The organism is Aeromonas allosaccharophila, from assembly GCF_000819685.1.
Taxonomy (GTDB): domain Bacteria; phylum Pseudomonadota; class Gammaproteobacteria; order Enterobacterales; family Aeromonadaceae; genus Aeromonas; species Aeromonas allosaccharophila.
In genome coordinates this window covers 13111-29568 of record NZ_CDBR01000011.1, presented here as the reverse complement: position 1 = coordinate 29568, position 16458 = coordinate 13111, and the positions used below count along the sequence as shown (strand labels likewise).

General features: G+C 57.9%; 14 protein-coding genes. 2 read left to right on the top strand and 12 right to left on the bottom strand.

The features are described from left to right. Positions 1-149 precede the first annotated feature (149 nt). From rnk to BN1115_RS02080, 5 genes are all read right to left on the bottom strand, one after another. Positions 150-545, bottom strand: a complete 396-nt coding sequence (gene rnk, locus BN1115_RS02100) for a nucleoside diphosphate kinase regulator (RefSeq protein WP_005334070.1) — start codon at positions 543-545, stop codon at positions 150-152. A gap of 243 nt (positions 546-788) precedes the next feature. Continuing rightward, entirely contained in the window at positions 789-1526 is a 738-nt protein-coding gene (locus BN1115_RS02095) for a substrate-binding periplasmic protein (protein WP_042655861.1), read from the bottom strand. An 82-nt stretch (positions 1527-1608) separates the two neighbouring features. Further along, on the bottom strand, positions 1609-2295 hold the full coding sequence (locus BN1115_RS02090; protein ID WP_042655875.1) for a hypothetical protein: 687 nt from the start codon (positions 2293-2295) through the stop codon (positions 1609-1611). 72 nt (positions 2296-2367) lie between these two features. Further along, on the bottom strand, positions 2368-3759 hold the full coding sequence (locus tag BN1115_RS02085) for an alkaline phosphatase (protein WP_042655860.1): 1392 nt from the start codon (positions 3757-3759) through the stop codon (positions 2368-2370). Positions 3760-3770: 11 nt separating this feature from the next. Next, positions 3771-5168: an alkaline phosphatase gene (locus BN1115_RS02080; RefSeq protein ID WP_042655859.1), complete on the bottom strand. Its 1398-nt coding sequence runs from the start codon at positions 5166-5168 to the stop codon at positions 3771-3773. Between the two features lie 323 nt (positions 5169-5491). Between BN1115_RS02080 and ylqF the strand changes: the two genes are divergently transcribed. Next, the gene (ylqF, locus tag BN1115_RS02075; RefSeq protein ID WP_042655858.1) at positions 5492-6442 is read left to right on the top strand and encodes a ribosome biogenesis GTPase YlqF; all 951 of its coding nucleotides are present in this window, start codon (positions 5492-5494) and stop codon (positions 6440-6442) included. 156 nt (positions 6443-6598) lie between these two features. Here ylqF and BN1115_RS02070 read toward each other — a convergent pair whose 3' ends face one another. The 3 genes from BN1115_RS02070 to dinG all read right to left on the bottom strand — a co-directional run bounded on the left by BN1115_RS02070 (position 6599) and on the right by dinG (position 10552). Then, the gene (locus BN1115_RS02070) at positions 6599-7495 is read right to left on the bottom strand and encodes a histone deacetylase family protein (RefSeq protein ID WP_042655857.1); all 897 of its coding nucleotides are present in this window, start codon (positions 7493-7495) and stop codon (positions 6599-6601) included. Positions 7496-7677: 182 nt separating this feature from the next. Continuing rightward, positions 7678-8337, bottom strand: a complete 660-nt coding sequence (locus BN1115_RS02065) for a YccT family protein (protein WP_042655856.1) — start codon at positions 8335-8337, stop codon at positions 7678-7680. Positions 8338-8479: 142 nt separating this feature from the next. Beyond that, the gene (gene dinG, locus BN1115_RS02060; RefSeq protein WP_042655855.1) at positions 8480-10552 is read right to left on the bottom strand and encodes an ATP-dependent DNA helicase DinG; all 2073 of its coding nucleotides are present in this window, start codon (positions 10550-10552) and stop codon (positions 8480-8482) included. 395 nt (positions 10553-10947) lie between these two features. Here dinG and BN1115_RS02055 point away from each other — a divergent pair, with 395 nt between their 5' ends. Continuing rightward, complete coding sequence (locus tag BN1115_RS02055) at positions 10948-11973, top strand: porin (RefSeq protein ID WP_042655874.1); 1026 nt, start codon at positions 10948-10950, stop codon at positions 11971-11973. Between the two features lie 499 nt (positions 11974-12472). On the opposite strand, the gene tyrA is transcribed toward BN1115_RS02055, so the two are convergent. The 4 genes from tyrA to glgC all read right to left on the bottom strand — a co-directional run bounded on the left by tyrA (position 12473) and on the right by glgC (position 16454). Further along, on the bottom strand, positions 12473-13600 hold the full coding sequence (tyrA, locus tag BN1115_RS02050) for a bifunctional chorismate mutase/prephenate dehydrogenase (protein ID WP_042655854.1): 1128 nt from the start codon (positions 13598-13600) through the stop codon (positions 12473-12475). 118 nt (positions 13601-13718) lie between these two features. Next, positions 13719-14792 carry a 3-deoxy-7-phosphoheptulonate synthase gene (locus BN1115_RS02045; protein ID WP_042655853.1) on the bottom strand — a complete coding sequence of 358 codons (1074 nt, stop codon included), beginning with the start codon at positions 14790-14792 and terminating at the stop codon, positions 13719-13721. Positions 14793-14813: 21 nt separating this feature from the next. Then, entirely contained in the window at positions 14814-15044 is a 231-nt protein-coding gene (locus tag BN1115_RS22090) for a hypothetical protein (RefSeq protein ID WP_128821461.1), read from the bottom strand. Between the two features lie 93 nt (positions 15045-15137). Then, a complete protein-coding gene (gene glgC / locus BN1115_RS02040) occupies positions 15138-16454 on the bottom strand; it encodes a glucose-1-phosphate adenylyltransferase (protein WP_042655852.1) in 1317 nt (438 codons plus the stop codon). Between the last annotated feature and the right edge of the window lie 4 nt (positions 16455-16458).

Below are 16458 nucleotides of genomic sequence, written 5' to 3'. Positions count from 1 at the left end.
GTGCGTCATGACCATGACGCGGCCAACAAGATACCTGCCCCCCGAGTCAGGCTCAAGGGGCGGGGGACGATAGGGGGAAAATCGGCTCGATAAGCAAGGGAAGCTTGATCGGGATCAGGCTGTGCGGGCTGGCCTGCCCGCAACCGGCGTTAGCGATGCAGCTCGCCGGCGCGCTCCGGCTGATAGACCACTTCCAGAATTTCCACCTCGATGGTGCGACCTGCGGGGCCTGGCCAAGCGATGCTGTCGCCCACTTTCAGGCCGAGCAGGGCGCTGCCTACCGGCGCCAGTACCGAGATATTGCTCTCGTCACCCTTGGCATCGCGCGGGTAGACCAGGGTGAGGCAGAACTCGTTGCCGCTGCTCTGCATCTTGAAGCGCACCTTGCTGTTCATGGTGACCACGTCCGGCGGCATGTCGGCCGGTTCGCGGATCTCGGCGCGATCCAGCTCCTCTTGCAGGGCCAGATGCTGCGGGTGGTTGCCGAGCAGTTGTTCGATACGGTCCAGATCAAGGCTGGAGATAACGAGATGAGGTTGTTTCATAGGATATTCCTTATCAATAGCAGAGAGGCCAGGCCGACAAGGGAAGGCTGGCCAGTACGCTGGATGTCACACAATGGTTTACACAGATTCAAAACAGTGAAAATGCCATGCCCCCAAACGACTCGCGGCCGAAGGAGCGAGGCGGGGGCTCAGCAGGGTGTGAGCAAATGCGAGGAAATAACGAGTATTTTCATGGGGCTACCATAACCATTCTGGCCGGCCTTGGCAACCGTGACTGAGTGACTACTCAGGAGCCTGATAGTGGTACTGACGGATGATCCGAGCCAGGGTGCCATCATGGCGCATCTCGTCGATCACGGCTTGCCAGCGACGTCCTTCGGTGAAGGGGAAATCCTTGCTGGCCGCGATAAATAACTGGGTCCGCATCAAGGATTCGCCTTTTACTATCTCATCAATGGAAAATCCACCTGTCTGCTGGTTGTAGAGAATGACGTTCCAGGCTGCGGCCCAGGCATCGATGCGTCCTCGTTGCAGTTTGAGGGCATTGAGGTCTTCGGTGGCAACGGTTTGGCTGGCGAGATTTAGCCGCTGCTGGAGCAGGTACTGGCCGAAGGAGTGACGCAAGGTGCCCACCTTGAGCGAAGGAAGATCTTTTAACGTGAGCGGAGTGGGATGGGCGTTGCGATCACTGACGATGACGAACTCTTCATCGAGGATAGGTGTCACCCAGTAGTAGAGGTGTTCCCGTTGAGTGCTGCGCACCGGCGGGATCAGCAGCACATCCTTGCGGTGGATAGCCTGAGTGAGGGCTCTGGCCAGTGGCATCAGCTCGATGGTGAGCGGTTCTTTAAGGCGTCGCGCCGCCTCTTCCATTATCTCGATGGCGACACCGCTTGGTTTGCCGTGAGAGGAGCGAATGACATAGGGGGGCAACTCGGCCGCCACCAGCACAATAGCCTGGGCACCGGTGTTCACCAGCAATAACAGCAGGGTAAAAAAGGGCAGGCAGAGAGCGCGCATCAAGGTCGTGAGCCAGAGTCGAATATGCAGAGTGTAACATTCCTGCCTGCGTTGTCGTTGTGCCCGCTGAGGGGTTGGGATCTCAGTCGAAGAAATCCCGCAGATCGCGCACTTCGTAATCAGCGAGTTGCTGCCAGGGGAGCTGAGCAGGCAGCTTGCGCAGGGTCACCTCCATCCGGTAGCTGCGATAGCCATCGAGGCTGGCCGACTCGACCACCAGCGGGATCTGCCACTGACTCGACCAGAGAATGCGGGTTCGTTGCTGCCCTTCGCGTTTTTCATACCAGCGGGCCTGCTCGGGGGCGGCCTCATCCAGCGGTGTCATCCCCTCGATCAGCGCGGGGTTGACGAGATGGCTGATCCGCAGCCAGTCGGGCTTGAAGGCCACCTGGCCATACTCTTCCACCGGCACCTCAACCAGTTGGTTGTGCCAGCTGTCGGCATAGCGCAGCTGAATTTCACCCTCATCACTGCGACTGACCCAGCGGGCCGCCATCTGGTGGGTAAAGTGCTTGTGGCCGGGGGTGGCGTCGTGAGTGGCGTGATAGGCACGGGCAAGGGGGAGGGGAATGAGCCGCTGGCTCCACACCTGATTGCCCACCCGCATCCACTTCTCTTGCCAGACACTCTCTCTGGCGATGCCATCGCTGCTGGTGTTCCGGTCGTGATAGCTGATCCGGGCGGCGAGGTCCGGGGGCGTGTCGTCAGCATGAAGCGGGAAGGCGAGGGTGCTGCCAAGCAGCCATAACGAAAGCAAAAGTCGCATCATCATCTGTCGCTCGAAAGAGCCGGGGCCCGGGCCGCTGAGTCGATTGCTCAGATGCACCCGGGCCCCTGCTGCTTACAGGCCGAGCGCCTCCCGCAGTTTGCCAAACACCTTGGTGTTATCCAGCGTGCCTTTGAAGCGGTTGCTGCCGGCGCCATCGGCAAACAGCATCACATCGCCGCCTCCGTGAGTTTCCGATGTCAGTTTGACTCCGGTCTCCTGCAGATAGTCATTAGCCATCACCTGATCGCTGGTGAGGACCGGGCGTACATCGGGGCGGTTGGGGCCGTTACCGAACACCAGGGTGGTGAAGGGCTTGCCATCCACGTCGTTCTGGGTCGAGCCATCGCCATTTTTCACCAGATCCAGCACCGGATTGCCCTTGGCGGAGTAGCCGTTAATGGTCATGGTGTGGTCATGGTCGGCGGTGACCACGATCAGGGTATCTTTCAGATCCACCTTGCCGAGCGCCGTCTTGACCGCCTCATCCAGAGCCACTGCGTCGGTGAGCGAGCGCTTGGCGTTGGTGCCGTGCAGGGCATGATCGATACGGCCACCCTCTACCATCAGGAAGTAACCCTGACTGTTCTTGCTCAGCAGGTCGATCGCCTTGGCGGTCATTTCGGAGAGGGACGGCTGGGTATTGGCAGCCCCCTTGGCGACCCGATCCAGCTCGTAGTCGAGGTGGGATTTGCTGCTGAACAGACCGAGCACCTTGCCGCTGGTGACCTTGGCCAGTTCACTTTGGGTGGTGACATAGCTGTATCCCTGCGCCTTCATCTCGGCGGTCAGGTCGCGGTTGTCATTGCGACCGCCCTTGTTGCTGGCGCTGTAGGGGGTCCAGTGGTTGGCACCACCGCCCATCAGCACATCGACCCCATCCTTGAGGGCACTGTTATAGCCAGCACCCCCAGGAACGGCCTGTGCGGCGATGTCATAAGCTGCATCCCGATGGCAGATGTGGGCGTAGGTAGCCGCCGGGGTCGCGTGGGTCAGCTCGGTGGTGGTGACGGCCCCGACCGATTTGCCTGCCGCCTTGGCCAGCTCCAGGATGGTGGGCACCGGCTTGCCGTTATCGCTGCTGCAATTGTTGACGGTTTTGTTGCCATTGACGTCTTTGCCGGGGGCAACGGCTTTGGTGTCGCTGCTCATGGCGATCACCTCGTTGTTCATCTTGACCCCGGTGGTGTAGGCCGCCATGGAGGGGGCCGAGTCGGTGGTCTGGGCATCGTTGGAGAAGGTCTTGATGCGGGCACTGCGCGGCAGTTTCATCATCTCCAGATTGCCCTCTTCCCCCACCTTGAACAGGCGGGTGGCGGTGAGCACTGTGGGGCCCATGCCATCACCGATAAAGAGAATGACGTTTTTGGCATCACCGGCTTGTGCCTGGGAGGTTGCGCCCAGCGCACTGAACAGGGCGGCGCAGACCAGCGTGTGCTTGATGGATGTGTTCATCTGTTTGCTCATGAAAGTGCTCCTTACAGCTTGGCCGCAGCCTTGATCTTGCCGAACACGGCGGTGTTATCGAGTGAGCCATGGAAGCTGTCAGCCCCCTTGCCGATGGCGCCGAGGAAGACATCGGTGCCGCCGTGGGTCTCGTTGCCGATCTCGCCCACCTTGACCACCACTTCCTGGTGGTAGTCATTGGCGGAGACGGTGGCATCGTCGAGCGGGGCGACGCTGCTGCGCGGGCCATCTACCCGGTTGTAGCCGTTGCCAAAACCTATGATGGTGTAGGGCATGCCCTCGCTATCCTTGCTTGGCTCGCCAGTCTCGTAGTTCTTCACCAACCCGAGTATGCCGGGGTTGTCGGCGGTGGTCTTGCCGGTGCGCTTGGCATAGCCGTTGAGCACTAGCGTGTGGTCGTGATCGGCGGTGACCACGATCAGGGTGTTTTTCAGCTCGGGGTCGCTCTTTTTCACCTCGTCGATGGCGGCTTTTATGGCGTTGTCGAAGGCGATGGTGTCCTGCAGCGCCCGCTTGGCGTTGGTGTCGTGCAGGGCGTGGTCGATGCGACCTCCTTCCACCATCAGGAAGTAACCCTTCTCCTTGCCCTTGAGCTGCTTGATGGCAGCCAGGGTCATCTGGGCCAGTGACGGCTCGCTGGCAGGGCGGTCCAGGTCATATTTCATGTGACTGGAACCAAACAGTCCCAGCAGCGGCTTGCCCGCATCGGCCTTGTTCAGCTCATCCAGATTGCTGGCAAACTGGTAGCCCTTGGCCTGCATTTCGCTGATGAGGTTGCGGCCATCTTCCCGCTTGCCCTTGTCGGCTTTGGGCAGGAAGAAGCTGCTGCCGCCACCGAGCACCACATCCAGCCCCTCCTTGAGGGCGCTGTTGTAGCCTTTGCCGCCCGGTACCAGCTGGACGGCGATATCCGCTTCCAGATCCCGGTTGCAGATATGGGCATAGGTAGCCGCCGGGGTGGCGTGGGTTACCCGGGTGCTGGTTACCACACCGGTACCGCGGCCATCGGCTTTGGCCAGCTCCAGCAGGGTTGTCACCGGCTTGCCGGCGCTCTTGCTGCAGTCACTCTCATAGGTGGCGTCGCCGTCCATGCTGATGACGCCGTTGTTGCTCTTGACCCCGGTCATGTAGGCCGCCATGGAGGGGGCCGAGTCAGTGACCTGGGCATCGTGGGAGAAGGTCTTGATAAAGGCCGTCTCTGGCAGGGTATCGATGGTGAGATCACCCTCTTCGCCGACACCGTAGATGCGGGCGGCCGTCAGGGTGTTGAGGCCCATGCCGTCACCGAGGAAGAAGATGACGTTGGTGGGTTGGGCTGCGGGCTTGGTCGCCACCGTGTCATTGTCTGATTTGCAGCCGGCAGCCAGGGCGGCGCCGATCATCACTGCAAGTCCTGCCATTTTTCTCATTGGGGTTCGCTCCTTGTAAAACCTGAGCGCAGCCTAGAGGGGGCAGATGACACTTTTACTGACTATCGGTGACGGTTGTGTGAAAAAGTGATAAAAATGTTACACTGTATCAATATGTTATCTATCAATTGAGCCAGTTGGTCCGGTCGCTTCCGGCAAGGTTGCTCCGCCTCGGCGGTTTGCTGATTTGATGAGGTGATGGTTAGAATGACCTGTCAAAAGAGGCCCGCAGCAGGTAAAATGCGCCCCCTTCGTTCGATGCCCGCGGCAGAGCGCCTGTTGTTCCATGCGCGCGCCCGCAGCCCCCACAGAGAGTAACGGATATGTCCATCAACTGGTTCCCCGGTCACATGCACAAGGCCCGCAAAGAGATTGCCGAGGTCATGCCCCAGGTCGATGTGATCATCGAGATGCTCGATGCCCGCATCCCCTTCTCCAGCGAAAACCCGCTGGTGCCCGAGCTGCGTGGTGATACCCCGGTGATCAAGGTGCTGAACAAGGCGGACTTGGCCGATCCGGCGATCACCGATCTGTGGGTGGCGCACATGGAAAAAGAGAAGGGGATCAAGGCGCTGCCGCTGACGCAACAAGAGCCGGAGAAGATCAAGCAACTGCTGACCCTCTGCCACGAAATGCTGCCGGAGCGCATTTTTGAGCTGCGCGGCGTGCGGGCGATGATCATGGGGATCCCCAACGTGGGCAAGTCCACCCTGATCAATACCCTGGCGGGGCGTATCATTGCCCGCACCGGCAACGAGGCGGGGGTGACCAAGTCCCAGCAGCGGATCAAGCTCGACAACCACGTCATCCTGACCGATACCCCGGGTTTTCTCTGGCCCAAACTCAACCCGCCCTCCTGTGGTTATCGTCTGGCCATCACAGCGGCCATTAAAGACACTGTGTTCGACTATGCCGATATCGCCATGTTTGCCGCCGATTACTTCATCAAGGCCTATCCGGAGCGGATCAAGGCGCGCTACCAGATTGACGAGTTGCCCGAGACCGAGATCGAGCTGCTGGAGATGATCGCCCGCCAGCGGGCGTTTATGCGCAAAGGGGGGCTGGCCGACCTGCACAAGGCGTCCGAGATCCTGATCAACGAGTTCCGCTCCGGCTTGCTTGGCCGCATCTCGCTGGAGACGCCGGAGATGGTGAGCGTCGAGATTGTCGAAGCCGCCGCAGAAGCCGAGCAAAAAGCCAAAGAGAAGGCCGAGCGGGAAGAGGAGCGTCAGGCACGTGCCCGCCGCAAGTACGCCCGCAAGCGTCAGAAATAGTTATCCTCAGGCGTCCCGAGCTTGCCTGACAACGAGCGAGCTTGTGTGACCGAGATGACGAAACACGAAGAGGCGATCCAAGGGTCGCCTCTTCTGTCTTATCTGGTGAAATGCCGCCCACTTCTCATGGCTTGTCCGCGCTATCAAGCCATGCCATCAGCCAAAACGTTGGCGCGCCGTTTCAAACAGCGACATATGCAGCGGGATCAGCTGTTGCCAGTCGCGGCGATAGCCGCCACCGGGCAGAGCTGCGACAGGCAACCCATGCTTGATTGCGCAGTCAAAAACCATGGCATCGCGCAGGCGCACCCCTTCATCGCTCAGGGAGAGATAACCAAGCTCGTCGGCATGATGCACATCGACGCCTGCCTGATAGAGGATGAGATCCGGCGAATAGAGCCGCAGTGCCAGTGAGAGCGCCTGTTGCAGTGTGGTGAGGTAGGCATCGTCTGTCATGCCGCTTGGCAGTGGAAAGTCGAGGTGAGAGGCGGCTTTGTGATGGGGAAAGTTGTGCTCCCCATGGAGGGAGAGGGTGATGATGTCGCGCCGTCCGGCGCACAGGGTCGCACTGCCATCTCCCTGATGCACATCGAGATCGATGATCAGCACCTGTTCACAACGCACTTCGTCGAGGCAAGCCTGGGCGGCAATCACTAGATCGTTGAACAGACAAAAACCGCTGCCGTGATCCCGATGGGCGTGGTGGTAGCCACCGGAGATCTGCAAGCCGCAACCCTGCTCAAGTGCATAGCGGCTGGCGGCAACGGTGGCACCCACCGAGCGCAAGGTGCGCTCCATCAGCATGGGTGACCAGGGAAAACCGATCTTGCGGATGGCGCGCTCTTCAAGCTGGCCGCTCAGGGCTGCCGCGACATAATCGGCATCGTGAATGCGACAGATTTGCTCTCGGATAGCGGCGGGCGCTTCGTCAAGAGGGTAACCCTGCACCTGCAGGCGTTCAAACAGCCCTTGATACTTGGCCAGCGGGAAGCGATGGCGCTCGGGTAGCGTCAGGGAGGAGTAGAGGGGGTGATAGAAAATGCGCAACGACATGGTGCCATGTCTCCCTGGCAAGGTGGCGCTTTCTATATATGAAATCAGCAGATGAATCCATATATGTACTCCCTATATAAAGGGGAAGTGGCAGCGCATAAATCAAGACGCGTCGTGAGTAAGATCGCAAGATATGGAAAAGGGGAGCTTGGCTCCCCTTTCAGTCAATATCTCAGCTCGGTTTATTGCTGCTGGATAACCCAGATCTGGAAGGCTTTGCGGGTTTCCGCATCTGCCTTGTTGTACCAGTTTTGCAACTGGGTCAGCGCTTCCGGATTGCTTTGAGCCTTGCTGGGGGCAACCTGAACCGGTGCGCTGGCGGCAGCCATCACGGCAGCAGAAGAGACGGCCACTGCTTTGGGCTGGTTGAAGGCTTTACCCATGTTGATCAGCTCTTGCTGATAGTCACGGGTCAGCTGGAAGCCCTCTACTTTCGGCATTACGAACTGTTCGCTGCTCACTTGCTGGCCGCTGACCTTGTCTTTCAGCGCCACTTTCTGATCTTTGACAAACTGCTTGGCTTCGGCTTCGTTGCGGGGTTTTTTATAGTCCAGCACCAGCTGTTGGTTGTCGGCGGCAGTGAAGTTCAGCACCAGCGGCTCGGCGGTGACCAGCTTGATTTCGTTACGGCTGGAGTAGTTGCCTTCAAAGGCGACGACCAACTGGTGTTTGCCGGCAGAGAGGGGGAAGGTGCTGGTTTTGTCGAGCAGCTTGGGGTTGATGGATTGACCATCGATCAGCTGGACGACATACGGGGTGGTCACTTCCAATTGGGCATCAGCAAGGGCACTACCGGCCCACAACAGACCAGCCAGGGCCGGTACCAGAACAGTCAGTTTCATTTCATCTCCTTGAACAGTCAGGCGATTGCCCACTGAAAACAGGGGCTTATTTTTACAGGTTTAGCCTACTGCGGCAATGGCTCTTTCTGGTGCTCAACGTTCGCTCCGCTGTCAGTTTTTCTATCAATAATAACCGGCTTATTTATTCGATCCGCCGTGTAAACGGGGGGAGGGCATCAAGCAACCCCTTGCCATAACGCTTGGTCAGCAGACGCCGGTCCAGAATGGTGACCCGCCCCCGATCGGCCTCTTTGCGAATGAGGCGGCCACAGGCCTGGATCAGTTTGCGCGATGCCTCCGGCACCGTCAGTTGCAGAAACGGGTTCCCCCCTCGCTGCTCCACCCACTCGGCGGTAGCCTCCTCGACCGGTGAGTTGGGTACCGCAAAGGGGAGTTTGGTGATCACCAGATTGGTGAGATAGTGACCCGGCAGATCCAGCCCCTCCGAGAAGCTGCCGGTACCAAACAGGATGCTGGCCTGACCGCCATCGCATTTTTGTTTGTGCAGGGTGAGCAGGGCATTGCGGGAGGCTTCCCCCTGCACCAGCAGTGACAGTCCCTTGGCTCGCAAGCCAACAGCCACCTCATTCATCTGGCGGTAGGAGGAGAAGAGCACCAGACTCGCCTCCTTGCCCGCCAAAATGCGTGGCAGTACGCTGATGAGCTCGTTGGTAAAGGCTGGCGAGTTGGGTTCGTGCTCCATCTTGGGCAGATAGAGCTCGGCTTTCTGGTAGTCAAAGGGGGAGCGCAAGCGCAGATAGCGGGTACCGTCGTGCTCCTTGAGCCCCACCTGATGGCGAAAATAGCTAAAGGAAGAGAGGGCGGTGAGGGTCGCCGAGACCAGTACGGCTCCCAGACATTTCGACCAGAGCCACTCCTCCAGCAGATAGCCCACCTCAATCGGTGAGGCGTGCAACCAGATATCGCCGTCATCGCTCTTGGCCATCCAGCGGGCGAGCGGGGTTTTACCGGTCGGCACATGGCGCCCCAGCATCTCCCACAGGGCGCAGAAACTCTCCAGCCGCTGCAGATGAAAACCGCTCTCTGCCAGCAGAGGTTCGGCCTCCTTGCGGCGGATCTCGCCATCTTTCAGCGCTTCACCTATGGCCCCTTGCATCCGATCCAGCGCTCGCAGCGCCTTCTTGCTCGACTCCTTGAGATTCTCCGCCAGCATGGGCAGGGGATCCGGCAATACCCCTTCGGCGAAGCGGTAGTGAGGTTCCGTACCAAACAGCCGATCGTTGGCGCTGAGCCACTGCTCGACCGCCTTCAGGTCGGGCTGGATGGAGGCCAGCGCATCCTGCAGTTTGAGTTGGGGGTCGAGCAGGCTCTCCTTATTAAGCGTCCGCGCCAGCTTGCCTGCACTTTGTACCAGCTTCTCCAGCCAGCGACGCGAGCCTTTGACGCTGGCCGACGCCGCGCCGTGATCCCGGGCGATGGTGGGCAGGTGATGGGCCTCATCCAGCACATAGATGCACTCATCAGGGGGCGGCAGAATGATGCCGCCGCCCATGGTGAGATCGGAGAGCAGTAGCGCATGGTTGACGACCAGCACATCGGCGCTCTCCATGTCGTTGCGGGCGCGATGAAAGGGGCAGTGCTGGTGATGGCTCAGCGCCTTGTTGCAGGTGTGGCGGTCGGCGGCGATGCGATCCCAGCAAGTGTCGGGAATGGGCTCCGGCCAGTTGTCCCGATCCCCGTCCCACTTGCCATTCGTATAGGCCTGCCACAGCGCCTGGTAACGATCCTTGTCGCTGTCCGATGGCTTGTGTTTGCTCAGGCTACCGAAGTCGAGCTCGAAGTTGGCCATCTCGGCACCACTGGCAGCCTGCTCCAGCAGATGCTCGCAGCAGTAACGCTGACGCCCCTTGACCAGCATAAAGCGAAACGGCAGCTCGCTGTGGCGGTGGTAAAAGGGGAGGTCTTTGTGGATCAGCTGCTCCTGCAGGGCCACGGTAGCGGTGGAGATAACCAGCTTCTTCTGGGTGAGCCGTGCCACCGGGATGGCGCCCTGAGCATAGGAGAGAGATTTGCCGATACCGGTTCCCGCTTCGGCCACCAGGATCCGGCGCTGTTTGTCGTACTCGCCGGTCAGGGTTTTGGCTATCTCGGCCACCAGAAAGTTCTGCTCTTTGCGCGGTACAAAACCGGGTAATCCATCCGAAATCTGGCGATAGGTTTGACGAATGGTGGCTTTGAGGCGAGTAGAGAGCATGAAGAGAAGGCCAGTTAAGGGTTAATCGAAGGACAAGGATACCCGCAACCCCTTGGTGAGGTCGAGGCAACAGCCATTATCACGGCAGTTTTACGCTGATCAGACCACTTTGGTTGTTTATCAGGCAGTTAGCGTTATTTGCATGCAAAACAAACTATTTGAGTCCAAATAATCAGCAGGATTCATTGTAAACGTTTTCCTTTTGCCTTGCTGCTAGGTGAGACTTGGCTCACATTTTTGTCTCCATGACTATGGTTTCCATAAAAAGTTCCAAGTTTTTTCATTGCGGTTCAAAAAATCCGGTGCTAGTCTCGGCGGCATAGTGATGCAAAGAACATCGCTAACACAGGGAATAACAACAACTTAGTGTTTAATTACAGTAGGCATTGGAAACTATGAAAAAGACAATTCTGGCTATTGCTATCCCGGCTCTGTTTGCATCCGCCGCTAACGCCGCAGTGATCTATGACAAAGACGGTACCACTTTTGACGTATACGGCCGTGTACAGGCTAACTACTACGGTGAGCACGATGACACCGATGGTGAGTTGATTGGTGCTTCCCGCTTGGGTTGGTCTGGCAAAGTTGCTCTGAACAACACTTGGTCTGGTATTGCAAAAACTGAATGGCAAGTTGCTGCAGAAAACTCTGACAATACAGACGGCGGTAAGTTTAAAGCTCGTCATATTTATGCCGGTTTTGATGGTACCCAATACGGCCAGGTCATTTTTGGTCAAACTGACACTGCCTTCTACGATGCCATCGCTGCAACTGATATTTTCAACGAATGGGGTAGCCGCGGTAACTTCTACGACGGTCGTCAAGAAGGTCAGGTTATTTACTCCAACAAATTTGGTGGTTTGACCGGTAAGCTCTCCTATCAGACCCATGATGACAAATTTGAAGTTTCCAGCGATGCTGGTGGCGATATCAAGTCTGTTGTAATTGGTGACGTTGCTCGTGATTCTGCATATGCTGCAACTCTTGGCTACGCCTTTGATTTCGGCCTGGGCCTGAACGCCGGTTACGCTTACTCTGATCTGGAAGGTCAAAAGACTCAGGCTGGTCAAAACGGCGAGAAGTCTGAGTGGGCTGTTAGTGCCAACTATGGCATCGCCGGTTTCTACTTCGCTGGTATGTATACCGATGGCGAAATCAAGAACAAAACTACCGGTAACAAAGTTGAAGGCAAAGGCTACGAGTTTGCTGCCTCTTACAACGTAGATGCTTGGACTTTCCTGGCTGGTTACAACTTTGCTGAATCTAAAAATTCTGGCGTAGACAAAGATCTCGTTAAAGATACTTTGCTGGGTGTTAAATACGCATTCACTTCCAAGCTGAATGCATATACCGAATACAAGATCGAAGGTCTTGATAATAAAGACGACCAGTGGACTGTTGCTCTGCAGTACAACTTCTAATAAGTTGCACATGAGTAATATCCTAGCTTGAGTCTTTGACCAAGCTATGAATGGCCGAGATAATATCTCGGCCATTTTCTTTTTGGTGGTCGCTGCGGCGTATTGGCGCCATGATAAATCGCTGGATTGCTGTATTAAGTGATATTTGGCAAACCGTCTGTCTCGGCTAATCTATCCTGCTTCCTGCTTCCTGCTTATCTTTTTGATTGATGAGGTCACCACTCTCCTTTGTGCAGTACAGTCATTGCTCGTTGTAGCTTGGTTTGACTGTAAGTCTCTAGCATCCCAGCAGGGGGGGCGCTATTTGCGCTGATATTGAGGGGGCGTGCATGGTGGATGTGACGGAGTACAGGAGAGGGCATTGAGGCCAGTCAGCGGTGGACTCGACGTAAGGCCGATCGTGACTAGCGTTAGCGTTGAAATCGGTAATAAACAAAAAAGGGAAGATGCCGGAGTATCTTCCCTTTTTGGTGATATGAGCGTTACTGCTTTTGCAGGATCAGCCGTGTTGGCGGCGGTCGTTGGCCTGGGCCAGCAGCATGCGGCTTTCACGCAGGAACTGGTCGGCATGTTCGCCGAAGAAACCGGAGACCTGCGAGAAGGCGTCGATAAATCCGGCTCTGTCCCCCCGCTCCAGCAGCCCCAGCGCTTCACCGAAGTTCTGGTAGTAGCGGCGGATCATCGCCAGATTCTGCGGTGACGACAAAATGATGTCGGCATAGAGGTGGGGATCCTGGGCAAATAGCCGTCCGACCATGGCCAGCTCCAGCCGGTAGATGGGGGAGCTCAAACTCAGCAGGCGATCCAGATTGGCTTGCTCCCGGGAGAGGTGCCAGCCATAGGCAAAGGTGGCGAAGTGGCGCAGCGCCTGAATGAGGGTCATCGCCTCATCGTGGGCCTTGGCTTCTACCTGTTGCAAGCGGGCGCCCCAGATGGTCATCTGATCCAGCAGCCATTGGCTGGCGGCGGGGTCACGACCCTGACAGCAGACGATCACCTGCTTGGCGAGGCTCGCCACATCCGGTCCGAACATGGGATGCAGCCCCAGCACCGGCCCCTTGTGTACCGCCAGCATATGTTCGAGCGGCGCCGTCTTCACGCTGGTGACATCCACCAGCAGGCAGTGGGCGGGCAGGTTGCCGAGGCGGTCGATGATCTGGCAGGTGATATCGATGGGCACCGCCACCATCACCAGACCGGCTCCGGCGAGGATCTCGTCAGCACGCGGCCAGTCGGCTTGTTCCAGCGTCTCGACCCGATAGCCTGAGAGGCTGAACATATGGCCGAACAAGCGGCCAAGCTGGCCCTGACCACCGATGATGACCACTTTGCCAAGGTCCGGCTTTATGCATTTGAAGCCGGTATCTTTCTCGCTGGCGTAAGATTCGCGCATCACCCGGCGCAGTACGTCTTCGATGAGATCGCCGGGCACCCCCAGTAGCTCGGCCTCGGCGCGGCGGCGGGCCAGCATGCTCGCCTCCCTGTCCGGTGCATAGATGGGCAGGCCGTGGCGGCTCTTCACTTCACCCACTTCCCCCACCAGGGCCAGACGGGCGGCCAGCAGATCGATCAGCTGCTTGTCCACCGCATCTATCTTGTCCCTGAGCACATTCAACTCTTCAGCCATATCCAGTCCCTGCTGGCGCCGCGGGCGGCGGCGCCCTGAAATTCAAGAGGCAACAAGGTATCACTGCGTGGGCAGTGATACCTCTATGGTTCAATCAGTTACGACAAGATACCACGGCTTACCGTGCAGTTCTGCCCTTGAGCGGCGCCGCCAGCTCGCGATGGCATCGCTCCAGCAGAGCGGCTGTGCTATCCCAGTCGATGCAGGCATCGGTGATGGAGACACCGTAGCGCATCTCGCACTTGGGCTGTTCGCTGGACTGGTTTCCCTCGAACAGGTTGGATTCGAGCATCACACCTATGATGGAGCGGTTGCCCTCCTGGATCTGGTGGATGACGTTGTCGGCCACCTTGGGCTGCAGACGGTGATCCTTGCTGGAGTTGCCGTGGCTGCAATCCACAACGAGGCTCGGCAGCAGGCCCGCTTTTTCCAGCGCCTCTTCCGCCAGCGACACGTTAACCGAGTCGTAGTTGGGATGTTTGCCGCCGCGCAGGATCACGTGGCCATCCGGGTTGCCCTGGGTCTGCAGCAAGGCAACCTGGCCCTGCTGGTTGATCCCCATAAAGGCGTGAGGGGAGGAGGCCGCCTGCAGCGCATTGATGGCGGTACCCAGGTTGCCGTCTGTGCCGTTCTTGAAGCCCACTGGCATGGAGAGGCCGGACGCCATCTCCCTGTGGGTCTGGGATTCGGTAGTACGGGCGCCGATGGCCGACCAGGAGAAGAGCTCCGCCAGGTATTGCGGGCTGATGGGATCGAGTGCTTCGGTCGCCAGCGGCAGCTCCAGCTCCGCCAGCCAGCAGAGCAGCTCGCGGGCGCGGTGCAGCCCCAGCTCCACATCGAAGGTGCCATCCAGATTCGGGTCGTTGATAAAGCCTTTCCAGCCGACCGTGGTGCGTGGCTTCTCAAAGTAGACCCGCATGACGATGTAGAGAGAATCTTGGTAAGCATCATGCAGTGCTTTGAGTCGGATTGCGTACTCTTTGGCGGCATCCATGTCGTGGATGGAGCAGGGACCACAGATCACCAGCAGCCGGTGATCGCGGCGGTGAATGATGTCGGCGATGGTAGTGCGGGCCCCTTGCACGAATACCAGCGCCTTGTCGGAGATGGGTAACTTCTCCTTGAGCTGGGCAGGGGTGATCATCACTTGTTCGGACTGGATATGGATGTTGTTCAGGGGATCTCGTTGCATAGCCTGTTTGCCTCGCCAGAGTCAGCACACTGGTTTTGATACCATCGGATGTAATTTTATATTTACGAAAGTACCGCTTTCGTTACGAATGGCCACCACAATACCAAGTAAATGCCAACTTTCAAGTGTGAATATGGAATTTAATAGCCTTTTGGCAATATAAAAGTACTGCTCATCGCCAAAGGTTTGGATTAACTGCCAGATTTGTCCATGAAAAGCCACTGCTGTAATTATTTCTTTACGTTCTAGCAAGGGGAGGTCGAATGGCGGGGGCAAGTGGCCGTAAAAAACGGGAGCCTGCAAGGGCTCCCGTTTTTTGTCGCGATAACAGTGCTGGGCGGAGAGTTATGCCGGCACGGCTTGCTCTACAGCCTGCTTGCGCGCCGTTTTTGCCAGTGCATCCAGCATCGGTTTGGTGACCAGTACGATCCCCTGTTCGGAACGATGGAAGCGGCGGGCATCTTCATCGGCGTTCTCACCGATCACCATCCCTTCCGGCAGCTTGCACCCCTTGTCGATCACTACCCGACGCAGTCGGCAACCTGCGCCGATCTCCACACCCGGGAAGATCACTGCCTGATCCAGGGTGCAGAATGAATCAACCCGGACATTGGTGAAGAGCACTGAACTCAGGATGAAGGAGCCGCTGACGATGGTGCCGCCAGAGAACATCGAGTTGATGGTCATGCCGTGCTGGCCGTTTCTGTCCTGCACGAACTTGGCGGAGGGGGTCATGTTCTGGCTGGTCCAGATGGGCCACTCCTGATCGTAGATATCGAGCTCCGGGGTCACCGAGGCAAGATCCATATTGGCTTCCCAGAAGGAGTCTACGGTGCCTACATCGCGCCAATAGGGGGCTCTGTCAGGGGCACAACCGACGCAGGACATGCTGAACGGGTGAGCGTAAGCGGTGCCCTCTTTCACTACGCGGGGGATCACATCCATGCCGAAATCGTGGTGGGACTGCGCGTTGGCGATATCTTCATCCAGCAGCTGATAGAGATACTCGGCATCGAAGATATAGACCCCCATGGAGGCCAGGGCGTGCTCTGGCTTGCCCGGCATGGCGGGCGGATTGGCCGGTTTTTCGACAAACGCATTGATCTTGCGATCATCATCCACCGCCATCACCCCGAAGGCGCTTGCCTCGCTGCGCGGTACTTCGATACAGGCAACGGTGACCTTGGCGCCCATATTGACGTGATCCAGTAGCATGGCGGCGTAATCCATCTTGTAGATGTGATCGCCCGCCAGCACCACCACATATTTGGGGGCGTGATCGCGGATGATGTCCAGGTTCTGATAGACCGCATCGGCGGTGCCACGATACCAGTTCACCTCGTCCACCCGCTGTTGGGCAGGGAGCAGATCGATAAACTCGTTCATCTGATAGCGCAAGAAGGACCAGCCGGATTGCAGGTGGCGCAACAGGCTGTGGGACTTGTATTGGGTGACGACACCGACCCGGCGGATGCCGGAGTTGATGCAGTTGGAGAGCACGAAATCGATGATGCGGAATTTGCCGCCAAAATGCACCGCAGGCTTGGCCCGGTTGTCGGTTAACTGTTTGAGGCGACTCCCCCGCCCTCCTGCGAGCACCAAGGCCATGGTCTCGTTCAGCAACTGTCTGGATTTCGCTGTATTGGCAGGTTGTAACAACATCTCA